Raw genomic sequence first — 25,332 nt, forward strand, 5'->3', positions numbered from 1 at the left:
TGGTTAATTTAATTTTTCTCTCTCATAAATTTTTCTTAATTTGCTATCTAGTTTAAAACAAAATTTAAAAAGTGCAGGTACTACGAGTAAGGTAAGCAAAGTCGAACTTATAAGTCCAAAGATAATGGCTATTGCCATAGGAGAATTAGCTTCATAGCCCGCACCCCTTGAAAGAGCAAGTGGGAGCATAGCAAAAATCATAGCAAAAGTTGTCATCAATATAGCCCTTAAGCGTGATTTTCCAGCGATTAAAAGAGCTTTATCGGGATCTAAACCTTCATGGCATTTTTTATTAGCTACATCTACGAGTAAAATAGCATTTTTCCCCACCATACCAAAAAGTAAGATGATGGCAATAAGTACAAAAAGTGAAAAATTATGCCCTGTGATAAAAAGCCCTATAGAAGCTCCGCCAAAGGCTAAAGGCATGGTTATCATGATGATTAAAGGCAGAATAAAACTTTCATAAAGTGCGGCTAAAACAAGATAAATTAAAACAAAAGCAAGTGCTACTGCCATAGCAAAACCTTGCACGGTTTCACCTAAAAGATTGATAAAGCCTGAAAAAGCATAGCTAAGACTTGGATTGTTATTTAAAATTTTATCCATATTATCTAGTAAAAGTTTTTGCACCGCTCCTAAGGAAAGATCATTCACTCCAGCTGTGATTTTCACAGAGCGGTTTTTATTGTAACGATTGATAGTTTTTAAATCTTTACTGTATATAAAATCCACCACGCTTGAAAGTTCTAAATTTATACCTTGGTTGTTTTTAATGCTAATGCGCTTTAAAGCTTCTATGTCTTTTTTAAATTCTGGAGCAAAACTTAGGATAATATCATCTTTTGAATTGCCTCTATCCATGCTTCCTACGCTAAGTTGCGAGAAAGAATACCCTAAAACCCCAGCGATATATTGAGGATTGACATCTAAAAGTTTGGCTTTTTCTTTGTTGATGTGTAAGGCTACTTCATCTTTTGTAGCATTAGCATTATCGCTTATATCTACAATGCGTGCATTAGTGCCTAAAATTTCTTTTGCCTGAGAAGCAGCTTCTTTTAGAGTGTTTAAATCATCTCCTAAGATTAAAAATTGCACGGGATCATCAATGCCTGCACCCTCTATCTTTGGAAGTTCTAAAATTTTGATTTTTAAACTTTCATCTTGAAATTTTTGACGATATAAACTTACTATGGCGCTTTGTCTTAAATTTCTTTCGTCTAAATTTTTAAGTTTAACATAAATTTTAGCCTTTGTAGCATCTTTGGCATCATCATAGCCTACAAGTAAAAAAGCGTATTTGACATTGCTATCATTTTTGATTTTTTCAAGCAAATTTAAACTTTTTTCTTTCATGGCTTCTAAACTTAAATCCTTTTTGCTTTCAAGCAAAACTTGAATTTCACTATCATCTTCCATAGGTAAAAAATCAAGCCCTATGCGAGTGGCTAAAGCAAAAGAAAGCCCTATAAAAACAAGAGTGGCTAGGATAAATTTTACTTTATTTTGTAAAATTTTATAGAGTAAATTTTCATACTTTTGCTCTATTTTTTCAAAAAAAGCTTCTGTTTTTTCATAAAACTTGTTTTCTTTTGGATTTAAAAATCTTGCCCCAATACTAGGTATTAAAAATACAGAAACCAAAAAGCTTATAACTATCCCACTTGCAACGCTTATGCCTAAGGCATTGAAAAAAAGTCCTGATATAGAGTTCATATAAGAAATAGGGATAAAAACACAAAGTAAAACTATACTTATGCTTAAAACGCTAAAACCTATTTCATTGATACCCAAAAAAGCAGCTTGTAAAGGCGGATAAGTTTTTAGTTTTTTAGCAATATTTTCAATCACTACTATAGCATCATCGATAAAAATTCCTATGCTTAAGGTTAAAGCTATAAAAGTTAAGCGGTTTAAATCATAGCCTAAAAGATCGATAATAAAAAAAGTTGAAATGATAGAAGTAGGTATAGCTATGCAAGCAATGAGAGTTGCACTTAAATTTCTTAAAAATAAAAACACGATAACAAGGGTTAGAAAAATCCCCAAAACCATATCAAAAATCACTTGAGAAAGGTGCTTGTGGATATTTAAGCTTTTATCATAAAGCATATTAATGCTTATATCTTTTGGAATTTGTTTTTCTAAAATAGGCAAGGCATTTTTGACATTTTTAATCATTTCAAGGGTGTTATAATTTGCGATTTTTCCGAGTTCTAAAAGCACCCCTTCTTTACCTTCGTATAAAGCACTTTGTTTTTCATCTTCATAAAGGCTTAAAATATTAGCAATATCACTTAAAAATACTCCTGTTTTTATGCGAAGATTGCTAAGTTCTTCTAAATTTGTGGCTTCAAAATAGCCTTTGATGATATAGTTATCTTGATTGTTGTTAAGTTCGCCTAGGGCTTGTTTAAAATTTTGACTTTTGATGATATTTGCTACATCAAGGGCATTAAGATTGTATTTTCTAAGTTCGTTTGGTTTTAATTCTATGCGAATTTGGGGTTCTAAAAACCCCTTAGCTTCGATTTTACCTACTCCTTCAACTCTTTGCAAAAAAGGTTTTATTTTGTCATTGATTTCACGCATGAGTTGTAATTTATCTTTAGAATATAGAAAAAGTGAAATAGCAGAACCAGAATCTGAACTGATTTTTTCAATTTCAGGCTTAGAAGGTAGGCTTAAAGTTCCTATTTTATCACGCACATCATTGGCAGCTACTTCAAGATTTTTACCCAGTTTAAACTCGACTACACTTACACTAAAATTATCATATGCAGCTGAGGTTATGGTCTTTACTCCATCGATTTCACTTAAAGCATTTTCTATTTCTTTAGTGACTTTTGATTCTACGAAATTTAAATCCCCATTTATCTTGCTTGTGATTTTTATAAGAGGTATGGAAACATTAGGAAATAAATTTACACTCATGCTAAAAGCAGAGATTAGCCCAAAAATCATAAGAGCTAAGAAAAACATTAGCACGGTAATAGGTCGGTTTATAGCTAGTTTAAACATTTTTAATCTTTAGTGATGATTCTACCTTCACCAAAAAGCCCTGGTGTTAGATTTGTGGTTTGCACTTCAGCATAAACTTTTCTTGTTTTTACTTCTATACTTGGATAAATAAGGCTAATTTTTCCTTTCAATTCTGTACCATTTTGATCGATTTTATAAAAGAAATCATCGCCTAATCTAACTTTATCTTTATATTTTTCATCAAAACTTAAAATCAGTTTGCTTTGTGGATAGGAAAAAATTTCTATTAAAGGTTGAGCTACTCCTCCTACTCCTTCGCCCACTTGTATAAATTTGTTTGCGATAATAGCATCATAAGGTGCGCGTAATTCTTTTTTTGCCATGATATTTTTATAATAAGCTATATTGATTTTTGCTTTGTTTAAATTTAAATTAGCAGCATCAAACTTAGCTTTCATATCTTCATAGCTTTGTTTGTCTATAACATTTTCTACAGCTTTGATTTTTTGCATCCTACTTTTGGTATTTTCGTATTCTACAAGGGCAAGTTGATAAGAATTTTGAGCATTTTGAAGAGCTATTTTTTCACTTTCTTGATCAAGAGCAAGTAAAAGTTCTCCTTTGTTGACTTTTTGTCCAATTTCTACAGGAATTTTTTGAACCAAACCTATGCTTTCAAGGGCAAGTTTGCTTTGTTTTGATGCTTCTACATTGAAACTTGCGTAAATTTCTTCGCCAAAGGCGCAATTAAAAACAAGAAGTAAAAATAGAATTTTTTTCATTCTTTAACCTTTGAATTAAGATCTATACCCGCATTAAAATAATAATTTGCTTTAGTAATTTCAAATTCATTTTTAGCAAGCTCTAAATCGCTTTGTGCTTTAAATTTAACCTCTAAAGCTTGAAGATATTCTACATAAGAAACAAGTCCTGCTTGGTATTTTTTATCTACACTTTCAAAAGCTAAATTTGCAGCATTTAAGCTAAGATTAAGAGCTAAAATTTGTTCTTGTAAAACTTTTAAACTTTTGTCTAAATAATTTAATTCTTCTTTATTTTTTCTCTCGCTAAATCTTGCATTTGCATTGGCTATTTGAACATTTAAACGCTCTTTTTCAACTTCTTTCGCCCTTGCATTGAAATCAAAAATTTTCCATTCCATACCTAAAATAAATTGATTACCTTGAGAATATTTTTCTAAGAATTGATCCGCTAAATTTGCAAAAGGAGCTGGAACTTTTGGATTATAATTGTTTTTATAAAAGTTAAAATTATCTTGAATATAAAATTTTGGAAAATATTCAGCTTTTGCTAAATTTACACTTTCTTTAGCAAGATTGATTTGTTCTTTAGCTATCATTACTTCATAGTTTTGACTTTTTTCTTGTTGCGGATTTTCTAAAAAAGCATTCCCTTGCACTTTAAAATCTGTATCGCTTAAAATTTTAATCTCTTTTTGTATATTGGCAAGTTTTAATTCATTTTGACTGAGCTCTAATAAGCTTAAATGGTATTTAGCCTTAATGCTTTCAAGTTCATCTTTAGGGCTAAGTCCTGCGTCGTAAAATTTTTGCAATCTTTCAAAAGTTGATTTTAAAAAAGATACTTTTTGTTGATTGGCTAGTAAAATTTTTTCAAGACTTAAGGTGTTAAAATAAAGTGTGATTGCATTTAGGGCAAGGTAATTTTTATTTTGTTCTTTGTCTAAAAGGCTTAATTTTTCTCTGCTTTCTAAAGCTCTTAAATTAGCCTCTCTAGCACCCCCATCAAAAAGCAAAAAATTAAGAGAAACTTTAGCAAATAAACTTTCTTGTGGATCGATAATGAAGCGATCTTTATTGTTGGCTACATAAGCTGAGTTTAGACTAAGAGAGGGTAGGTAATTTCTAAAAGCTTGTTCTTTGTCTAAATTTGCTTGTTCGCTTTGCATTTGCTTAATGAGATAGGATTCATTATTTTGACTTAGTGCTATAAATTCGTGCAAATTAGAAGCTAACATTGCTAAGGGATAAAGAGCTAAAAATATAGCTGATTTTAAATATTTTTCAAACATTTTGATATTTTAATATGTTTTATATAAATTTCAATTGAAGTTTTTTATATAAAATAAAATTTATTTGTTTTAAACATAAATTTTGTTAAAATCCTAGCTTTAAAATTTTATATTTAGGATGAAATTTTGTCGGTAAAAAATATTAGAAATTTTTCTATTATAGCTCATATAGATCATGGAAAATCTACTCTTGCAGATAGGATTATTAGCGAGTGTGGTGCTATTAGCGATAGGCAGATGAGTTCACAAGTTATGGATACTATGGATATAGAAAAAGAGCGTGGTATCACCATAAAAGCACAATCAGTGCGTTTAAATTATAAATTTAATAATGAAAATTTTGTTTTAAATCTTATTGATACTCCTGGCCATGTGGATTTTTCTTATGAAGTGAGTCGTTCTTTGGCAAGTTGTGAAGGAGCTTTGCTTGTAGTAGATGCTTCTCAAGGTGTTGAAGCACAGACTATAGCTAATGTTTATATAGCGCTTGAAAATAATCTTGAAATCATTCCTGTGATTAATAAAATCGATTTACCTAATGCTGATGTTGAGAAAGTAAAGCATGAAATCGAGCATATTATAGGTATAGATTGCAAAGATGCAATTTGTGTGAGTGCAAAAACAGGAGTGGGTATAAAAGAGCTTATAGAAACAATTATTACTAAAATCCCTGCACCAAAAACAGATGATGAAGCTCCTACTAAGGCTTTAATTTATGATTCTTGGTTTGATAATTATTTGGGTGCTTTGGCTTTGGTTAGGATTTATGAAGGAAGTATTGCTAAAAACGATGAAGTTTTAGTCATGAGTACGGATAAAAAACATATAGTTCAAGATCTTTTTTATCCCCACCCTTTAAGTCCAATTAAAACTCAATCTTTACAATCAGGCGAAGTAGGTGTGGTGGTTTTAGGGCTTAAAACCGTAGGTGATGTACAAGTAGGCGATACCATCACTTTGGTAAAAAACAAAGCTAAAGAAGCCATAGGTGGTTTTGAAAAGGCTAAAGCTTTTGTGTTTGCGGGACTTTATCCTATAGAAACGGATAAATTTGAAGATTTAAGAGATGCTTTGGATAAATTAAAGCTTAATGATAGTTCTATTACTTATGAGCCTGAAACTTCTTTGGCCTTAGGCTTTGGTTTTAGGGTAGGATTTTTAGGGCTTTTACATATGGAAGTTATCAAAGAAAGGCTTGAGAGAGAATTTAATCTTGATTTGATTGCTACAGCTCCAACTGTGACTTACGAAATTTATCAAACCGATGGAGAGCTTATTAAAATTCAAAATCCTAGCGAGCTTCCTCCTGTTAATAAAATCGATCATATAAAAGAGCCTTATGTTAAAGCTACTATCATTACTCCAAGTGAATTTTTAGGGAATTTAATCACTCTTTTAAATCGCAAAAGAGGAGTACAGGTTAAAATGGACTATATCACACCTGAGCGTGTTTTGCTAGAATATGATGTGCCTTTAAATGAGATTGTGATGGATTTTTATGATAAATTAAAGTCCTTAACAAAAGGTTATGCGAGTTTTGATTATGAGCCTATAGAATTTAGAGTAGGGGATTTGGTAAAACTTGATATTAAGGTAGCGGGTGAAAATGTTGATGCGCTAAGCATTATCGTGCCTAATGAAAAAGCGCAAAGTAAAGGAAGAGAACTTGTTAGTGCTATGAAAGAAATAGTTCCTAGACAGCTTTTTGAAGTGGCCATTCAAGCAAGTATTGGAAATAAAATCATCGCAAGAGAAACTGTTAAATCCATGGGTAAAAATGTGACAGCAAAATGTTATGGTGGGGATATTACTAGAAAAAGAAAGCTTTTAGAAAAGCAAAAAGAAGGTAAAAAAAGAATGAAAGCTATAGGTAAGGTAAATTTACCTCAAGAGGCTTTTTTGAGTGTTTTAAAGATAGATTGATGATAAATTTAAAACTTGGCTTGAAATTTGCTTGTATTTTTAATACAATTTTAAAATAATTTTCTAAGGAGAAAAAATGTTTAAAAAATTTTTGATTTTTATAGTGCCTATTTTATTTTTGAGTGCTTGTGCAACTAAACAAGATACTTTTGCTCAAGTTAATCAAATTTCTAAAAATTCTCAATGCAGTTCTTGTGAAAGTCCTGGTGGTTTTGAAGCAAAGATTAAAGGGCTTTTATACATTAGCGATGTTGGAATTCAATGTTGTGCCAATAAACGCACTTTAGACACTGGTATTGCTTTGAAAAAGGTTTATTTACATAGATTTTATGATTTAAAAGAAGGGCAAAAGGTTTTAAATGCTAAAGGGAAAAAGTTATTTGTTGATGTGAATTTTAATGCGGTATTTTATACTTATTTAAAACAAGAACTTGAAGCTAGAGGAATAGTTGTGCTTGACAATAACGATCAAAATTCACCTTATGTGAGTAAGATTGATTTAGAATTTATATCTTATGGAGCAACTCAAGATGCTATAGGATTACATTCAAAACTAGTAGGAGTTTTACAAGTTAGTGATATAAATAAAAATAAGAAATTTACAATCCGCACCAAGCAAGATGTACAAGGTTTTGATGATTTAAAAGAAACAACTTTTTATACTCATTTGTTAATAAAACAAATGGCAAATAAAGCAGCTAGTTTAATCTCTGAACTTTGAGGTGTATAAATTGCGGAGCTTTTGCTCTGCTCTGCTTTTGTGAATTATGCGAGCTAGAGCTTTCTGAATTTTCCTTAAATGTAAGAAAGCTTGATAATAATTTCAAAGTCTATTCTTTTTATAAATACCATGAAATACAACACTTGCTTCACTCTAAACATTATTTTTATGGTTATTTTGTTTATAAAATGCTTGCTAAATTAAGTTTTGCAAAATTTAAAGATTTTTTTGATCCTAGAATGACAATTAATGTTATAGCTTTAGATGATAAGGTTGAAGATATGCTTTATTCGCATTCTGCTATTTTAGCTAGATATCTTAAAACAAAATTTGTAAAACCTGTTTTTAATGTTTTAAAAGCACAAAATCATATTAAATATTCTGGAAAAAGTTTAGAATTTCGTCAAAAACATAAAAGAAATTACAAACTCTTAAAAACCATTCACGAACCTGTAATTTTAGTAGATGATATTGTAACGACTGGTTCTAGCCTTTTGGAAGCTAAAAAAGTTTTAGAAGAAAATAAAATTTCTGTACTTTTTGCTCTTGTTTTAGCTGATGCAAAAGTTTAATATGCTATAATCAAAACTTTGAACTAATAGAAGGATTTTTATGGAGAATATTTTTAGCAAAGATTCTGATATTGAACTTGTAGATATAGAAAATTCTATAAAAGGTAGTTACTTAGACTATTCTATGAGTGTTATTATAGGTCGTGCTTTGCCTGACGCAAGAGATGGTTTAAAGCCTGTTCATAGAAGAATTTTATATGCTATGCAAAATGATGAGGCAAAAAGTAGAACAGATTTTGTCAAATCAGCCCGTATAGTGGGTGCTGTTATAGGTCGTTATCATCCACATGGAGATATAGCAGTTTATGATGCTTTGGTTAGAATGGCTCAAGATTTTTCTATGAGATATCCAAGTATTACAGGACAAGGCAACTTTGGATCTATAGATGGTGATAGCGCTGCTGCGATGCGTTATACTGAAGCAAAAATGAGTAAACTTTCTCATGAGCTTTTAAAAGATATAGATAAAGATACGGTCGATTTTATTCCAAATTATGATGGTTCAGAAAGTGAACCTGATGTCTTACCTTCTAGGGTTCCAAATTTATTATTAAATGGTTCAAGTGGTATAGCTGTAGGTATGGCGACAAACATCCCACCTCATAGTTTAAATGAGTTGATAGATGGACTTTTATATTTGCTTGATAGTAAAGATGCAAGCTTAGAAGAGATTATGCAGTTTATCAAAGGTCCAGATTTTCCAACAGGTGGAATAATTTATGGTAAAAAAGGTATTATAGAAGCTTATCGCACAGGGCGTGGTCGCGTGAAAGTGCGCGCTAAAACTCATATTGAAAAAAAGACAAATAAAGATGTTATTGTTATAGATGAGCTTCCTTATCAAACCAATAAAGCTAGGCTTATAGAGCAGATTGCAGAGCTTGTTAAAGAAAAGCAAATTGAAGGAATATCTGAAGTAAGAGATGAGAGCAATAAAGAAGGAATCCGCGTTGTTATAGAGCTTAAACGTGAGGCTATGAGTGAAATTGTTTTAAACAATCTATTTAAATCTACTACTATGGAAAGTACTTTTGGTGTGATTATGTTGGCAATTCACAATAAAGAACCTAAAATTTTTTCTTTGTTAGAACTTTTAAATCTTTTCTTAACCCATAGAAAAACAGTTATTATTAGAAGAACGATTTTTGAACTTCAAAAGGCAAGAGCAAGAGCTCATATTTTAGAAGGTCTTAAAATTGCACTTGATAATATAGATGAAGTGATTGCTTTAATTAAAAATAGTTCTGATAATAATACCGCAAGAGATTCTTTGGTAGCTAAATTTGGTCTTAGTGAGCTTCAAGCGAATGCTATTTTAGATATGAAACTTGGTCGTTTAACAGGACTTGAAAGAGAAAAAATCGAAAATGAACTTGCAGAATTAATGAAAGAAATTGCAAGACTTGAAGAAATTTTAAAAAGTGAAACCTTGCTTGAAAATTTAATTCGCGATGAATTAAAAGAAATTAGAAGTAAATTTGATGTGCCACGTATTACTCAAATTGAAGATGATTATGATGATATTGATATTGAAGATTTGATTCCTAATGAAAATATGGTTGTAACTATTACGCATCGTGGTTATATTAAGCGTGTGCCTAGTAAACAATATGAAAAGCAAAAACGAGGCGGAAAAGGAAAATTAGCCGTTACGACTTATGATGATGATTTTATAGAAAGTTTCTTTACGGCAAATACACATGATACACTTATGTTTGTAACAGATCGTGGACAGCTTTATTGGCTTAAAGTTTATAAAATTCCTGAAGGCTCAAGAACGGCTAAAGGAAAAGCAGTGGTAAATCTTATTAATTTACAAGCTGAAGAAAAAATCATGGCTATTATTCCAACCACGGATTTTGATGAGAGTAAATCTTTATGTTTCTTTACTAAAAATGGTATTGTAAAGCGTACAAATTTGAGTGAATATCAAAATATCAGAAGTGTAGGAGTTAGAGCGATCAACTTGGATGAAAATGATGAGTTGGTAACTGCTATTATTGTTCAAAGAGATGAAGATGAAATTTTTGCCACTGGTGGTGAAGAAAATTTAGAAAATCAAGAAATTGAAAATTTAGATGATGAAAATCTTGAAAATGAAGAAAGTGTAAGCACACAAGGTAAAATGCTCTTTGCAGTAACCAAAAAAGGTATGTGTATCAAATTCCCACTTGCTAAAGTGCGTGAAATCGGCCGTGTAAGTCGTGGGGTGACGGCTATTAAGTTTAAAGAGAAAAATGACGAATTAGTAGGTGCAGTTGTTATAGAAAATGATGAGCAAGAAATTTTAAGCATAAGTGCAAAAGGTATAGGAAAACGCACAAATGCTGGAGAATATAGATTGCAAAGCAGAGGTGGTAAGGGTGTAATTTGTATGAAACTTACAGAAAAAACCAAAGATCTTATTAGCGTAGTTATAGTAGATGAAACTATGGATTTGATGGCTCTTACAAGTTCAGGCAAGATGATACGTGTTGATATGCAAAGCATTAGAAAAGCAGGGCGTAATACGAGTGGTGTCATTGTAGTTAATGTGGAAAATGACGAGGTGGTTAGCATCGCTAAGTGTCCTAAAGAGGAAAATGATGAGGATGAGTTAAGCGATGAAAACTTTGGTTTAGATTTGTAATAAGTTTAAAGTTGGAACGCTTATTGCTTTTTATTTTTTACTAATTACAATATTTTGAAGGTGTAAAAATGAAAAAAATTTATTTTATGCTAGCAATAGCAGGAATTTTCGCTGGTTGTGTATCAAGTGCAAACAGTGCAACTAAAAATTCAAGTGCAAATAGCACTGCCCCATCTCAAGATGTTATCGTGCAAAAAGTCGATAAAGATGATGTGCGTGATATTATCAGAGAAGAAAAAATGTTGGCTCCAGATGCTAGCGAAACGGAACTTAGTTTTACAGCAGTTGGTGAAGGGATTGCTCCGATGAATACAGTTTCTACTGCTCAAGCCCTAGCTTTAGCAAAAAGAGCAGCGATTACAGATGCTTACAGACAGCTTGCAAGTAAGCTTTATGGTGTGAAAGTGAATGGTAAAGACACCGTAAAAGATGCAATGCTTAGAAGTTCAACTATTACTGCGCAAGTAAATGGTTTGATAAAAAATGCAAGTATTATTGATCAGAATTTTAATCAAGGGCTTTATAGGGTAAACTTAGAACTTAAAATCGATGCAGACAAGTGGAAAGAATTGTTTGCTTATTAATCTTTCTTAGCTTTAAGCTTTTTGCCCAAGATGAATTTATTTTTTGGGCAGAGCTTTCTAGTAAAAATTTCATTCTCTTTCATCAAAATCAAAATTTATCCTTAGCAATGACGCAAAGCGAAAATGTTGAAGAACAATGGGTATGTGAAATTTCTTATAGTGATCAAGATTTAAAAGTTGTACCTCGAACTTCTTTAGGATTGATTGATGATAATATGCCAAAAACAATTAAATTTAATTTTTTAAATTCTCATAAAGATGAGTTAAGCGATTGCTTTATAGGGGCTAGAATCAGTGTTAAGGATATTGTTAATACTGACTTATTACGTGCTCAAAGTGAAACTTATGTTAAAATTTTACCCTTGCGTTTTACCGTGGAATTTGGCGAACAAAATGCGATAATTTATTATCTTAAAAAAAAGTAAATTCAAAATTAAGCGCAAATTGGATACTATAGTAGAAATTTTTTAAAAGGCTTAGGATGAATTTAGTCATAGTAGAAGATGATATTAATATGCGCAAATCCTTAGAAATTGCATTAGCAGAGTATGAAGAATTTAATATTAAATCTTATAAATCTGCTACTGAAGCTTTAAAAAAAATAGATGAGAATACAGATTTGATTATTACAGATATTAATATGCCAGGAATTGATGGCATAGAATTTGTTAAAGCCTGTGAAAATAAATATGATTTTATTATTATGACAGGAAATGCTACTTTAAGCCGTGCTATAGAAGCGGTTCGTTTGGGAGTAAAAGATTTTTTAACCAAGCCTTTTGATGTTGATACTTTAGTCGAGGCTATTAAGCGTGCTAAAATCATAAGAGAAAAAACAGCCGATAAAAAAAGCAAAAAAAATGAAAAAAAAGAAGAAAATAAAGATTTTTTTTCAACTTCTCCTAATTTAGAAAAAACATTAAATTTAAGTCAAAAAGCGGCTAAAACTGATGCCTCTGTAATGTTTTTTGGAGAGAGTGGAGTAGGAAAAGAGGTATTTTCTCGTTATATTCACACTCGTTCTAAACGCTCTAATAAGCCTTTTGTTGCTATTAATATGGCGGCCATTCCTGCAAATTTGATTGAAAGTGAGCTTTTTGGTTTTGAAAAAGGTGCTTTTACTGATGCTAATGCAACTAAAATAGGGCTTTTTGAAATGGCTAATGAGGGCACTTTATTTTTAGATGAAATTGGCGAAATGCCTTATGAAATTCAAGCCAAACTTTTAAGAGCTTTGCAAGAAAAAGAAATTACGCGACTTGGAAGTACAAAAAGCATCAAAATAGATGTAAGAATTATCAGTGCAACTAATGCAAATTTGGATGAAAAAATAAAAAATGGCGAATTTCGTTCAGATTTATATTATCGTTTAAACACTGTTCCTATTAATATCCCGCCTTTAAGAGAGCGTAAAGAAGAAATTTTAGGTATAGCTCAAAAGGTTTTAGAAGATACTTGTAAAGAATATGATTTTAAGGAAAAACAGCTCAGTCAAGAAGCTAAAAATGCTTTACTTGAATATGATTTTCCTGGTAATATTAGAGAATTAATATCCGTTGTACAAAGAGCTTGTATTTTAAGTGAAAATGATGAAATTTCAAGTGAAGATTTGTTCTTAGAAGCTAGAAGTATAAAAAAAGATGTAAAGAATTTAGAAAAAGAATTGATTTGTGAAGTTCTTTTAAGTGTAGATTATGACAAGGATCAAGCTTCTCAAATTTTAGGTATGGATATAAAAATTTTAAATGAAAAAATTAAAAAATATCAAATAAAGGATAAGTAATGTCAAAAAAACAAAAAATAGCCATTGTGGGTGCTACTGGTGCGGTTGGGGAAGAGCTTTTAAATGTTTTAGATGAACTTGATTTCCCAGTGGAAAGTATTTTACCTTTAGCAAGTGCAAAAAGTGTAGGTAGTGAAGTAGAATTTAAAGGCAAAGCTTATAAAGTCAAAGAACTTACCGAAAATGTATTTAAAGAAAATCCTATTGATATTGCTTTTTTTAGCGCAGGTGGAAGTGTGAGTGAAAAATATGCTAAATTTGCAGTAGAATCAGGTGCTATTGTAATTGATAATACAAGTCATTTTAGAATGGAAAAAGATGTTCCTTTGGTGGTTCCTGAATGCAATCCTGAGGATATTAAAGATTGGAAAAAAACAGGGATTATTGCTAATCCAAATTGTTCTACTATACAAATGGTGCAAGTTTTAAAACCTTTAAATGATGCATTTAATTTAAAGCGTGTTGATGTAAGTACCTATCAGGCTGCAAGTGGAGCAGGAAAAGAAGGAATGCAAGAATTGGTTGAAGCCATGCAAAGTTTTTTTGCTTTTAAACTTGATGAATTTGAACCTCAAACTTTTCCTTATACTTTGGCACTTAATCTTATTCCACAAATTGATGTTTTTATGGATAATGATTACACTAAAGAAGAACTTAAAATGGTCAATGAAACTCAAAAAATTTTACATAAAAATTTAGAAGTTTCGGCAACTTGTGTAAGAGTGCCTGTTTTAAGAAGTCATAGCGAAGCCATTACTATGCATTTTGAAAAAGAAATAGATGTAAAAAAAGCTAAAGAAATTTTAGAAAAAGCACCAAGTGTTATTGTCATAGATGATCCTAAAAATAAAAAATACCCTATGCCCTTAATGACTAGCGATACTAATGAAACTTATGTAGGAAGAATTCGTGCTGATGTGTATGATAAAAAAATACTCCATCTTTGGTGTGTGGCGGATCAAATTCGTGTAGGTGCTGCAACAAATGCTGTGCGTATTGCGCAAAAATGGTTAGAATTAAAAAATAAATAAGGAAAAAAATGTTAGAGAAAATATTTGAATCTTTACTTGTTAGAAGTCGTATTGTTACAATTTTACCCGTAATTTTTGGTTTAATTGGAGCTTTTGTATTGTTTTTTATTGCAAGTTATGATGTTTTAAAAGTTATATTTTATACTTATAATTATTTTTTTGATGCAGGTTCTAATGTGGATTTGCATGAGGATGTGGTGGCTTTAATTATAGGAGCTGTTGATCTTTATCTTATGGCTTTAGTTTTGTTTATTTTTTCTTTTGGAGTTTATGAGCTTTTTATCAGCGAAATAGAAGAATTTAAACAAACAAAACAAAGCAAGGTTTTAGAGGTGCATAGCTTAGATCAATTAAAAGACAAGCTTGCAAAAGTTATCATTATGGTCTTAGTGGTAAATTTCTTTCAAAGGGTTTTACAGATGAAATTTGCTACTCCTGTGGATATGGCTTTTCTTGCTGGATCGATTTTAGCTCTTTGTGTAGGACTTTATTTTTTACACAAAGGTGGTCATTAACAAGGATTATCTTTTTTTGATATAATCGTTTTTTTGTGTTTAAAGAATAAAAATGAAAAAAATATTTTTAATTGGTATGATTTTAAATCATTTTGTTTTTGCAGCTCCGTTAGATGAAGTCTTTAAAGATATAGAAGTTTCAGGGACTGTTCGTTATCGCTATGATATTAAAAAAGAAAAAAAATACAACAAAAAAACACATAGATATCAAAATAAAACACAAACAGAAATTACAATAAAATAAGGAAAATCATGATTGCACGCTGGTTGTTTATTAGTTCAATATTTGTTGTTGCGCTTTTTGGTATTAACTTGAAATCATTTTTTACTTATACCTTTGATGCAAATAAGCAATATGATATGGAAAAAGCGAAGGCTTTGTATTTTCAAAATAAATGCAATACTTGCCATGGAGATAATGCTGAAAAGAGTGTTATAGGATCTAGAATTTTAAAAGATATGTCTCCTGAGGATATTAAAGGAGCTTTGATAGGTTATACTCTTGATAGTAGCAGTTCTACAACAGCTTCTCAAATGGCTTTTTATGCTAGAAATTTAAGCCACGAGGATATAGATAATATTATTGCTTATATTAAAGGTGGAAATTTTGCGCTTGATTTGCAAGTAAAAGATCTTCTTGAAGAAGAACCTGCGCAAAAAACAAAACATAATATATTTCTAAAATAAAATGTAAAAACTATAATTAAAAGGAATACTATGAAAAAACTAACTTTAACTTTAAGTGTTTTAACTATGGTAAATTGCTTATATGCTAAGGATATTAATATAGGAGTAGTTTTACCTTTAACTGGAACTGTGGCAGCTTATGGGCAAGATGTTTTTAACGGAATTGAACTGGCTAATAAGCTACAGCCAAAACTTTCAAATGGAGATGTTATTAAACTTATCACAATAGATACAAAAGGAGATAAGCTTGAAACTTCAAATGGAGTTAATCGTTTAATAGCAACAGATAAAGTCCTTGGGATTATTGGTGAAGCTACAACTCCAAATACCATTCAAGCTATTTCTATAGCAGAAGAGAAAAAAATTCCCCTAATAGCTCCAGTGGCATCTGGAGATAAATTGCTAGATAAAAAGAAATATGCAAGTAGAGTTTGTTTTAAAGATAGTTTTCAAGGAGATAAATTTGCTACTTATGTATCTAAGGATTTAGGACTTAAAAATGCTGTTATCATCATAGATCAAAGCAATGTTTATTCCTTAGGTTTGGCAAGAGCTTTTGAAAATTCTTTTAAGAATAATGGTGGGAAAATTATAAAAAAACTTGTTATTAATTCAGGAGATAAAGATTTTAGAGCTGTGGTTTCTCAACTTAAGAGTTTAAATCCTGATTTTGTTTATATGCCTATTTATCATCCTGAAGCTGCTTTAATTGCGAGACAAGCAAGACAAATTGGTTTTGATAAACTTTTAGCAGCAGGAGATGGTGTTAATAATCAAACTTTTATAGATCTTGGCGGAAGTGCTGTTAATGGAGTAATTTTCACTGATAGTTTTGATTATAACAATCCATCTACACAATTAGGAAAAGATTTTGTTGCAGCTTATGAGAAAGTTAAAGGAACAAAAGAACTTCCAGCATTTTCGGCTATGGGGGCTGATGCGTATTTTGTAATGTTAAATGCTATGAATGCTTGCGTTGGTAATCTTAGCAGCGAATGTATTAATAGCAAAATTCATCAAACTAAAGATTTTCAAGCTGTTGGTGGTGTGATTAGCATAGATGAAAGCGGTAATGCCATTCGTTCTGTTGTGATTAAAGAAATTCAAAATCAAAAACAAAATTATAAAACAATTATAAATCCATAATTACTAAAATAAAGGTAGAGAATGAAAAAAAGTTTAATTTTAGCAAGTATTCTAAGTTTAAGTTTAAGTGCTGCGGAAGTCAAAATAGGAGTTGTTTTACCGCTTAGCGGAGCTACTGCAGCATATGGACAAAGCGCACTAGAAGGGATTAAACTTGCAAATTCAATGCAATCAGCTTTAAGTAATGGAGATAAGGTTTCTCTTGCTATTATTGATACTAAAGGTGATAAATTAGAATCTTCGAGTGGAGCAAATCGTTTAGTTTCTCAAGATAAAGTTATAGGCCTTATAGGGGAAATGGTTACTGCTAATACATTGCAAGTTATGCGCGTAGCAGAAGATAATAAAATTCCATTGATCGCTCCTGCTGCAACTGGTGATAGATTGCTTGATAAAAAAATATATTCTTCTCGAGTATGTTTTATGGATAGTTTTCAAGGTTCATCTTTAGCAAAATATGTTTTTTCAAAACTTAATTACAAAAGTGCTGTTATTGTAGTAGATCAAAGCACTGACTATTCCTTAGGTTTAGCAAAAGCTTTTGAAAAACAGTACAAGTCTAATGGTGGTCAAATTCTTAGAATTTTAAGAGTTAATTCAGGTGATAAAGATTTTAGAGCTATTGTAGCTCAAGTTAAAAGTTTAAATCCAGAATTTATTTTTTTACCGCTTTATTATAGTGAAGCTTCTTTATTTGCAAGACAATCAAAACTCGCAGGTTTAAATATTCCTATGGGTTCTGCAGATGGAGTTGCTGATCAAACTTTTATTAGTTTAGCTGGAGATGCAAGCGAGGGTTATATTTTCACAGATAGTTTTGATGCTAATAATCCAACTACAAAATTAAGCAAAGAATTTATCAGTGTTTATGAAAAAGCTAAGGGAACAAAAGAAGTTCCAAATTTTTCGGCTATGGGTGCTGATGCGTATTTTGTAATGCTAAATGCTATGAATGCTTGCGTTGAAAATCTTACTAGTAAGTGTGTCAATGAAAAAATTCACCAAACTAAAAATTATCAAGGTGTTTCTGGTGTTATCAGTATTGATCAAACAGGAAATGCAACTCGTTCTGTAGTGGTTAAAGAAATTAAAAATCAGAAGCAAAATTATAAAGATATTATCAATCCTTAAAGGAAAAATAGAAAGATTATGGATTCTACTTTATTTTTACAACAACTTGTTAATGGACTTAGTTTGGGCAGTATGTATGCCCTTATTGCTGTTGGCTATACTATGGTTTATGGCGTGTTAAGACTTATTAATTTTGCTCACGGCGATATTATGATGGTTGGTGCTTATGCGGCTCTTTTTTGCATGACTAATCTAAATGTTCCTTTTCTAGGAGCTTTGTCTTTAGCAATGATTTTTGCTGCTTGTGTTGGAATAGCTACAGATAGAATCGCTTATAAACCTTTAAGACAGGCTCCTAGAATTTCATTGTTGATTACAGCAATCGGTATTAGTTTTTTCTTGCAAAATCTTTTTAATATGCTTTTTACTTCAACACCTAGAACTTTTACACCACCAAGTTATTTTGAGGAAAGTGTTAATTTTGGTGGAGTGATAACAACTTATGGTTCTTTAATGGTTCCTGCTCTTACATTTGTTATTTTAATAGCAGTGTTATGGATTTTGTATAAAAGCAAATATGGTATAGCTATTCGTGCTTTGGCATTTGATATACAAACAGTAAATTTAATGGGTATAGATGCAAATCGTATTATTGCTATAGTTTTTGCCCTAGGTTCAGCTTTGGCAGCAGTTGGGGGTGTTTTTTGGGCTGCAAATTATTACTCTGTTGAACCTACTATGGGAACTTTAATAGGTTTAAAAGCTTTTGCTGCTGCAGTTTTAGGAGGTATAGGTTCTGTAGTAGGTGCAGTTTTGGGTGGACTTATTATAGGATTTACTGAAGTTGTTGTTGTGGCTTTTTTTCCAGATTTATCAGGCTTTAAAGATGCATTTGCTTTTATTTTTTTGGTGTTTATATTGTTATTTAGGCCTACGGGAATTTTAGGTATAAATTTTGAAAAGAGTAGGTTTTAATGATGGTTAGAATTAAGGTTTCACATTTAATCTTTTTAATTGCTTCAATTATTTTTATTTTCATTTCTCCTTATATTTTTGGGGATTATGGATTAAACATTGTTAATCAAATTGCTATTTTTATTATTTTGGCTGTGAGTTACAATCTTATTAATGGTGTAACTGGACAATTTTCACTAGAACCCAATGGATTTGTTGCGATTGGAGCTTATGCGGCTGCTTTAGTTCTTTTAAGTGCTGATGCAAAAAATGATCAGTTTTTTTTAGATGGTCCTAGTTCTTTTATTTTAGCTATCCATTCAAATTCCTTTATTCTAGCTTTAATTGTGGCTGGAATTTGTTCATCTTTACTTGCCCTGATTTTGGCTTTTGCTGTATTTCGCGTGAGAGGGGATTATTTGGCTATTGTAACTTTAGGCTTTGGAATAATTATTAAAATAGCTGCTATTAATTTTCCTTCTATTACTAATGGCTCAAGAGGGCTGGTAGATATTCCACAATTTTCCACGATCTATTGGACAGGTGGTATTGCTATTGTAGCGGTTATTTTAATTTTAAATATAGTTTATTCTAAATATGGTCGTGCAATGAAGGCTATAAGAGATGATGAAGATGCTGCAAGCGCTATGGGAATAAATACTTTTTGGATAAAAACTTTAGCTTTTAGCACTTCAGCATTTTTAGAAGGTGTAGGTGGCGGACTTTTAGCTTGTCTGTTGACTACCGTATCTCCAACTCAATTTGATTTTTTACTTACTTTTCAGCTTTTGATTATTATTGTTTTAGGTGGACTTGGTTCTACTACAGGTGCTATTATAGGTGCGATATTGGTTATTGGTGGAAGTGAGTGGCTTAGATTTTTAGATGAGTTAAATATAAAAATAGATTCTTTAAATCTTGATATCCAATCAACGCCAGGGCTTAGAATGGTTGTTTTTTCTATTGTTCTGATTTTAGTAATGCTTTTTGCAAGAAAAGGCATAATGGGTTATTATGAGTTGAGTGATGTGATTAGAGGGATTAAAAAGCGTTTTAAAAGGAGCAAAAAATGATTTTGGAATTAAAACAAATTTCAAAAAGTTTTGGTAGTGTTAAGGCTATTAATGAAACTTCTTTTAAAATCAATGAGGGTGAAATTTTTGCTTTAATTGGACCTAATGGGGCTGGCAAAACAACTCTTTTTAATATTATAACAGGTAACTATAAACCTAGTTCAGGTTCGGTTGAATTTCTAGGAGAAAGAATTGATCACTTAAAACCTCATAAGATTGTGCATTTAGGAATAGCTAGAACATTTCAAAATATTAGGCTTTTTTCAAGCATGAATGTGCTTGAAAATGTTCTTATTGGTTTTAATAAACAAATGAAATATAATATTTTTGAAGCCTTTTTGCATTTAGGGCGTTTTGGAAAAATAGAACAAGTATTTAAAGAGAAGGCTTATGCAATATTAGAAGAACTTGGTATTGCAGAATTTGCCTATGAAAAGGCTACTAGCTTGAGTTATGGACAACAAAGAAAAGTTGAGATTGCAAGAGCAATGGCTACTCAACCAAGATTATTATTGCTTGATGAGCCAGCCGCTGGGATGAATAGCTCTGAGAGTGATGAACTTGCTGAGCTCATTTTTAAATTACGAAAAGATTATAAAATTAGCGTTTTGCTTATAGAACATGATATGAAATTTGTAAATAAATTGTGTGATCGCGTATTGGTACTTGATTATGGAAAAACAATTTTTGAAGGTAAACTTTGCGATGCTGTAAATCATAAAGAAGTAATTGCTGCGTATTTAGGGGATTTTGATGCTAATAGTTAAAGATTTGCATGTTTATTATGGATTAATTGAAGCTGTTAAAGGGATTGATTTTAAAGTGGAAACAGGTCATATTGTTTCTCTTATAGGTTCAAATGGAGCAGGTAAAACTTCAACTTTAAATGCGCTTTTAAACTCAGTTAAAAGAACTGGTGAGGTTAATTTCTTAGGTTATGATACTAAAAGGCATTTAACTCATACTTTAGTTCAAAAAGGTATAGCTTTAGTTCCTGAAGGAAGGCGTGTTTTTATTAATTTAAGCGTAGAGGAAAATTTAAAAATAGGTGCTTTTAATAATGCTGAAAATTATGAGCATTTAAGAGAGCAAATGTATAAACTTTTTCCAAGACTTGCAAGTAAAAAGCATGCTTTAGCTGGAACATTGAGTGGAGGGGAAGCGCAAATGCTTGCGATTTCAAGGGCTTTAATGAGTGAACCAAAACTTTTGATGTTGGATGAGCCTTCTTTGGGACTTGCTCCAAAGATTGTGGGTGAAGTTTTTGATATTATTGTGCGTTTAAAAGAAGAGGGTATAACTATTCTTTTGGTAGAGCAAAATGCTTATTCTGCATTAAAAATAAGTGATTATGCTTATGTTTTGGAAAATGGTCGCATTGTAATGGAAAACGAGGCTAAAAATTTAATAGGTGATGATGAGATTAGAAAGAAATATTTAGGGCTTTAAAATTTAAAGGAAAAAGAATGAAAAATATAATAAAAAGCATAGGGGATTTAAGAGTTTCGGTTGTATTGTTTTTGCTTTTTGCGCTTTTTTGTGCTTTGGCAACTTTTATTGAAAGTGCTTATGGAACTCCTACGGCTTGGGCAATGGTTTATGATACTTTTTGGTTTGAATATATACAACTTTTACTTGGTATTAATTTACTATGCGGGATGTTTCGTTATAAAATGTTTGGGCTTAAAAAATTACCTTTAATGATTTTTCATATTTCTTTTTTATTTATTTTAGTGGGTTCTGCAATGACAAGATATGCTGGTTTTGAAGGTATTTTACCTATTAGAGAGCATACTCAAAATTCACTTATAGAAAGTTCTAAGACTTCTTTGCGTATTTCTGCTATAAAAGATGGAGAACGCTATAGTGCGGTTAATGATCGTTATATAGGAAATTTGCCTTTTGCTAATTCTTTTAAACTAAAACTTAATTTAGGTGATGATCAAGCTGTATTAAAATATAAAGATTTAATCTTAAATGCTCATTATACTTATAAAGAAAATAATAATTCTGATCCTTTATTGGTTTTGATGCTTTCTCAAAAAGGATCTCAAGGTGTTGATGTTAAATTTGAAAAAGGTGAAGTTAAGAATATAGAAGGGGTTAACTTTGCTTTTATGAATGATAATGTTAAAGCACCTTTTGTAAAAATTGATGAAAATTTAACTTTAAGTTCAAGTGAAAACTTACATTTTCTAAGTATGCTAGATGGACAAAATTTAGACCTTAAAATTGGAGAAAAGGCAAATGCTAAGGAAAGAAGACTCTATGAAATTAATGATATCAGCTTTGTAGTTAAAGCTGCTTCTTTGCACGCGCAAGAAGCTTTAGAAGGTTCCAATAGACCTCAAGATGAAAGTTTTTGGTTATGGTTTAAATCTGCTTGGTTAGAAGTGGGTAGAACTATGTTGATTTCTACTTTTGGCGAGCCTCAAAATTGGAAAAATTCTTTATTATTGCATTTTAAAGATTTTGCCTTAAGCAATGAGAATAAAAACTTAGAATTAACTGGCTCTAATGCTTTGAAATTAGAATTAAGCTATAAAAATGAAAATAAAGAATTTTATATTTTTGAATATAATAAACCTATTATGATAGAACTTGCAGGTCAAAAATTCTTTATTTCTTGGGCACTTTCTTATGAACAATTGCCTTTTGATATTTATTTAAGAGATTTTGTATTAGATCGTTATCCAGGTTCTATGTCTCCAGCTTCTTATGCAAGTGAAATTACCGTAAAAAATAATAATGAAAATTTTGATTATAGAATTTTTATGAATAATGTTTTAGATTATGATGGCTATAGATTTTATCAAAGTTCTTATGATCAAGATGAAAAAGGGACTGTTTTATCTGTAAATAAAGATCCGGGCAAAATACCAACTTATATAGGTTATTTTCTGCTTTGTCTTGGAATGTTTATGAATTTTTTAAATCCACATTCTAGATTTAGAACTTTGGCAAGATTAATTAATAAAGACACTTTAAAACATACAAGTGTGATTATTTTTATTTTATTGTTATCTTTTGGTTCTGAAAAGACTTTTGCTCAAGATTTAAATTCGACCTTACCTGTGGTAAATACTAATCATGCTAAAGCTCTTGCCACTTTAATAGTTCAAAAATCAGCAGATGGAAGAATGGTGCCTTTTGATACGCTATCAAGAGAAATTTTAGAAAAAATTCATCAAAGTGATAGCTATAAGGGTCAAAATTCTAACGCTGTTATGCTTTCCATGCTCGTTGATGTAGATAAATGGCAAATGGAACCTTTTATTTTAATGCCACAAAATCAAGCAGTTCGTGATGCTATTGCAAATATTTTAGAAATTCCTAGTGCTAAATATATTTCTTATAAAGATTTCTTTGATGAGAATAACCGATATAAACTTCAAAAATATGTTGAAAATGCAAATCGTAAAAACCCAAATGCAAGAGGAGTTTTTGATAAGGAAATTATAAAACTAGATGAAAGAGCTAATGTTGTAAATTTAGTTTTTAGTGGTGAATTATTTAAATTTATTCCTGTTCAAAATAATCCAAATAATGTTTGGCTTGCACCTTTTTCTGCTGTAACTACTCTTAAGGGGGATGAAGGGCATATTGTTTTGGCTTTAATACAGAATTATTTTAGTGCCGTGGAAAATGCTTTTAAAGATGGTAATTGGACTAGAGCTGATGAAGGCTTGAAATTTATCAAAGAATATCAAGAAAAAATAGGATATAAAGTCATGCCTAGTAAAACCAAGGTTGAAATGGAAATTTTTTCTAATAAGGCTGAAATTTTCGTTAAACTCGCTCCTGTATATTTAATTGCGGGTTTTTTACTTTTGATTCTTGTTTTTTCTAAAATGGTCGTACCGAATTTAAAAATCTCTTTTATATTTAAAGTGGTATATGTTTTAAATGTTTTAGCTTTTGTAATTCATACAGTAGGTCTTGGACTTCGTGCTTATTTATCAGGTCATGCTCCATGGAGTAATGGTTATGAAAGTATGGTGTATATAGCTTGGGCATTGTCTTTGTCGGGTATATTTTTCTCCAGAAAAAGTCCTATAGCCTTGTCATTAACTTCTATTTTATCTGGTGTTGTATTAATGGTTGCGCATTTAAGCGAAATGAATCCGCAAATTACAAATCTTGTTCCTGTGCTTAATTCTTATTGGCTTAGTATTCATGTATCTGTTATTACTGCTAGTTATGGATTTTTAGGACTTTGTGCCTTACTTGGTATCTTTACATTGTTCTTGATGTGTTTTCTTAAGAAAGATGGAAAATATAATCTTAATATTTTGAGAAATATTACAGAGGCTACAAGAATTAATGAAATGGCAATGATTTTTGGACTTTGTTTGCTTACTGTAGGAAATTTTTTAGGAGCAATTTGGGCAAATGAAAGTTGGGGGAGATATTGGAGTTGGGATTCTAAGGAAACTTGGGCTTTAGTTAGCATTTTGGTTTATGCAGCAATTTTGCATCTTAGAATGATTCCAAAATATTGTAATCAATTTGTGTTTGCTTTATGGAGTATGTTTGCTTATTGGGTTATTATTATGACTTATTTTGGAGTAAATTACTTTTTAACAGGACTTCATTCTTACGCTGCAGGCGAAGCGGCTCAAATTCCTAATTATGTTTATTGGGGATTTGCATTGATGGTGGTTTTAGCTTTTTTTGCAAGAAGGAAGCGAAATTTTGTGGGCAAACTTTAAATGAACCATATTTTTTTGGTTATTTTTTGTGCTGCTTTAGCGCTTTTATTGTTTTTAGGCGTGATTGCTTATCTTATTACAAGTGATGGCAAAAAAACAATTAAAAAGCAAAAAACTAGCCAAAAGCAGCATGTAGCTGAAAAGACTAAAAAATTTGATACAGACTTAGATAAAATGATAATTGCTGCTTCCGATGTTAAACTAACGGATATTGAATTAAAAGAACTTGCCAAACTTTATGTGCAGACACATAAACTTGGTTCAAAAATTTCTAAAGAATTAGATGAAGCAGCAAAAAAGAAACTAGAATTTGTTTCTGCTTTGGCTGCAAATATTAATGCAAGTGCACAAACAGTAAGTTACTTAAATAAAGAACTTAAGAAAATTTCTGGATCTTACAAAAAAGAAATTGATGCTTACGAGCATATGGGATTAGCTAAAAGAAAAATTAAAGAAGATAAATAATATGGTGTGCTCAAGAGGACTGTGATTTATAGTTAAAATAACCAAAAGAACATACTTGAAAAATTAATAATACAAAAAACATATACTTTAACATATACTTTTTAAAAAATAAAATTTTTCAAATATAGAAAATCAATAGAAGAAGAGAAGTTTAGTTAAAAGTTTGTTTGGTAAGCCAAAGGAAAATTATAGCTCCCCTTTAAAAAAAGGGGAAGTCAAGTGTTAATAACACTTGACTATAATTATACAAAGTAGTATAATTATTACTATAATTTTGTTTAGCAATTTAATCACCTCCCTTCTGGGCGGTAAATTAACGCTAAAGGGTTGCAGCCCTTTGGCATCTACCTTTTATAATTATACCAAACAAACTCTTTAGCTTCTTAATACATTTTGTTTATAATTGAATCTTATCTTTTAGTATAAGCAAG

22 protein-coding genes are annotated in these 25,332 nt (G+C 30.9%); 19 read left to right on the forward strand and 3 right to left on the reverse strand.

The features are described from left to right. Window positions 1–3: 3 nt before the first annotated feature. The 3 genes from cmeF to cmeD are packed head-to-tail and all read right to left on the reverse strand — an operon-like array spanning window position 4 to window position 5,035. Window positions 4–3,021, reverse strand: coding sequence for a multidrug efflux RND transporter permease subunit CmeF (cmeF, locus tag AJ889_RS06970; RefSeq protein WP_032585118.1), 3,018 nt, complete (start codon window positions 3,019–3,021; stop codon window positions 4–6). A gap of 2 nt (window positions 3,022–3,023) precedes the next feature. Beyond that, window positions 3,024–3,764: a multidrug efflux RND transporter periplasmic adaptor subunit CmeE gene (cmeE, locus tag AJ889_RS06975; protein WP_002874044.1), complete on the reverse strand. Its 741-nt coding sequence runs from the start codon at window positions 3,762–3,764 to the stop codon at window positions 3,024–3,026. Next, on the reverse strand, window positions 3,761–5,035 hold the full coding sequence (gene cmeD / locus AJ889_RS06980) for a multidrug efflux RND transporter outer membrane subunit CmeD (RefSeq protein WP_002852947.1): 1,275 nt from the start codon (window positions 5,033–5,035) through the stop codon (window positions 3,761–3,763). The genes cmeE and cmeD overlap by 4 nt, the downstream gene beginning before the upstream one ends. 126 nt (window positions 5,036–5,161) lie before the next feature. On the opposite strand from cmeD, the gene lepA reads away from it, so the two are divergent. From lepA to AJ889_RS07075, 19 genes are all read left to right on the forward strand, one after another. Next, the gene (lepA, locus tag AJ889_RS06985) at window positions 5,162–6,958 is read left to right on the forward strand and encodes a translation elongation factor 4 (RefSeq protein ID WP_002837927.1); all 1,797 of its coding nucleotides are present in this window, start codon (window positions 5,162–5,164) and stop codon (window positions 6,956–6,958) included. Window positions 6,959–7,034: 76 nt separating this feature from the next. Beyond that, entirely contained in the window at window positions 7,035–7,679 is a 645-nt protein-coding gene (mapA, locus tag AJ889_RS06990) for an outer membrane lipoprotein MapA (protein WP_002852941.1), read from the forward strand. Continuing rightward, window positions 7,676–8,251, forward strand: a complete 576-nt coding sequence (locus AJ889_RS06995) for a ComF family protein (RefSeq protein WP_002853564.1) — start codon at window positions 7,676–7,678, stop codon at window positions 8,249–8,251. The genes mapA and AJ889_RS06995 overlap by 4 nt, the downstream gene beginning before the upstream one ends. A 40-nt stretch (window positions 8,252–8,291) precedes the next feature. Continuing rightward, window positions 8,292–10,880: a DNA topoisomerase (ATP-hydrolyzing) subunit A gene (gyrA, locus tag AJ889_RS07000; protein WP_032585115.1), complete on the forward strand. Its 2,589-nt coding sequence runs from the start codon at window positions 8,292–8,294 to the stop codon at window positions 10,878–10,880. Between the two features lie 68 nt (window positions 10,881–10,948). Next, a complete protein-coding gene (gene flgP / locus AJ889_RS07005; RefSeq protein WP_002859181.1) occupies window positions 10,949–11,464 on the forward strand; it encodes a flagellar assembly lipoprotein FlgP in 516 nt (171 codons plus the stop codon). Next, window positions 11,440–11,889, forward strand: a complete 450-nt coding sequence (gene flgQ / locus AJ889_RS07010; RefSeq protein ID WP_070293330.1) for a flagellar assembly protein FlgQ — start codon at window positions 11,440–11,442, stop codon at window positions 11,887–11,889. Before flgP ends, flgQ begins: the two co-directional genes overlap by 25 nt. A gap of 56 nt (window positions 11,890–11,945) precedes the next feature. After that, window positions 11,946–13,247 (forward strand): fla regulon two-component system response regulator, encoded by a 1,302-nt coding sequence (gene flgR / locus AJ889_RS07015; RefSeq protein ID WP_032585112.1) that lies wholly within the window; start codon window positions 11,946–11,948, stop codon window positions 13,245–13,247. Then, window positions 13,247–14,278 carry an aspartate-semialdehyde dehydrogenase gene (locus AJ889_RS07020; RefSeq protein ID WP_002859182.1) on the forward strand — a complete coding sequence of 344 codons (1,032 nt, stop codon included), beginning with the start codon at window positions 13,247–13,249 and terminating at the stop codon, window positions 14,276–14,278. Before flgR ends, AJ889_RS07020 begins: the two co-directional genes overlap by 1 nt. Window positions 14,279–14,286: 8 nt before the next feature. Beyond that, window positions 14,287–14,793: a YqhA family protein gene (locus AJ889_RS07025; protein ID WP_002852919.1), complete on the forward strand. Its 507-nt coding sequence runs from the start codon at window positions 14,287–14,289 to the stop codon at window positions 14,791–14,793. Window positions 14,794–14,845: 52 nt separating this feature from the next. Continuing rightward, window positions 14,846–15,037 carry a mini-MOMP protein gene (locus AJ889_RS07030; RefSeq protein ID WP_002853004.1) on the forward strand — a complete coding sequence of 64 codons (192 nt, stop codon included), beginning with the start codon at window positions 14,846–14,848 and terminating at the stop codon, window positions 15,035–15,037. A gap of 8 nt (window positions 15,038–15,045) precedes the next feature. Continuing rightward, window positions 15,046–15,480, forward strand: coding sequence for a c-type cytochrome (locus AJ889_RS07035; RefSeq protein WP_002853050.1), 435 nt, complete (start codon window positions 15,046–15,048; stop codon window positions 15,478–15,480). A 30-nt stretch (window positions 15,481–15,510) separates the two neighbouring features. Then, complete coding sequence (locus AJ889_RS07040) at window positions 15,511–16,626, forward strand: ABC transporter substrate-binding protein (RefSeq protein ID WP_002859183.1); 1,116 nt, start codon at window positions 15,511–15,513, stop codon at window positions 16,624–16,626. A gap of 21 nt (window positions 16,627–16,647) precedes the next feature. Beyond that, a complete protein-coding gene (locus AJ889_RS07045) occupies window positions 16,648–17,757 on the forward strand; it encodes an ABC transporter substrate-binding protein (RefSeq protein WP_002852953.1) in 1,110 nt (369 codons plus the stop codon). A gap of 18 nt (window positions 17,758–17,775) precedes the next feature. Beyond that, window positions 17,776–18,672, forward strand: coding sequence for a branched-chain amino acid ABC transporter permease (locus AJ889_RS07050; protein WP_002852952.1), 897 nt, complete (start codon window positions 17,776–17,778; stop codon window positions 18,670–18,672). Further along, a complete protein-coding gene (locus AJ889_RS07055; RefSeq protein WP_002853049.1) occupies window positions 18,672–19,724 on the forward strand; it encodes a branched-chain amino acid ABC transporter permease in 1,053 nt (350 codons plus the stop codon). The genes AJ889_RS07050 and AJ889_RS07055 overlap by 1 nt, the downstream gene beginning before the upstream one ends. Then, window positions 19,721–20,491, forward strand: a complete 771-nt coding sequence (locus AJ889_RS07060; RefSeq protein ID WP_002853599.1) for an ABC transporter ATP-binding protein — start codon at window positions 19,721–19,723, stop codon at window positions 20,489–20,491. Before AJ889_RS07055 ends, AJ889_RS07060 begins: the two co-directional genes overlap by 4 nt. Further along, window positions 20,478–21,173, forward strand: coding sequence for an ABC transporter ATP-binding protein (locus AJ889_RS07065; RefSeq protein WP_002852965.1), 696 nt, complete (start codon window positions 20,478–20,480; stop codon window positions 21,171–21,173). The genes AJ889_RS07060 and AJ889_RS07065 overlap by 14 nt, the downstream gene beginning before the upstream one ends. Before the next feature lie 17 nt (window positions 21,174–21,190). Next, window positions 21,191–24,436: a cytochrome c biogenesis protein gene (gene ccsA, locus AJ889_RS07070; RefSeq protein WP_032585111.1), complete on the forward strand. Its 3,246-nt coding sequence runs from the start codon at window positions 21,191–21,193 to the stop codon at window positions 24,434–24,436. A gap of 15 nt (window positions 24,437–24,451) precedes the next feature. Further along, window positions 24,452–24,901: a hypothetical protein gene (locus tag AJ889_RS07075; RefSeq protein WP_074484714.1), complete on the forward strand. Its 450-nt coding sequence runs from the start codon at window positions 24,452–24,454 to the stop codon at window positions 24,899–24,901. Window positions 24,902–25,332: the final 431 nt, after the last annotated feature.

Origin of the sequence: Campylobacter sp. BCW_6468, assembly GCF_001762865.1 — a bacterium.
GTDB lineage: Bacteria > Campylobacterota > Campylobacteria > Campylobacterales > Campylobacteraceae > Campylobacter_D > Campylobacter_D jejuni.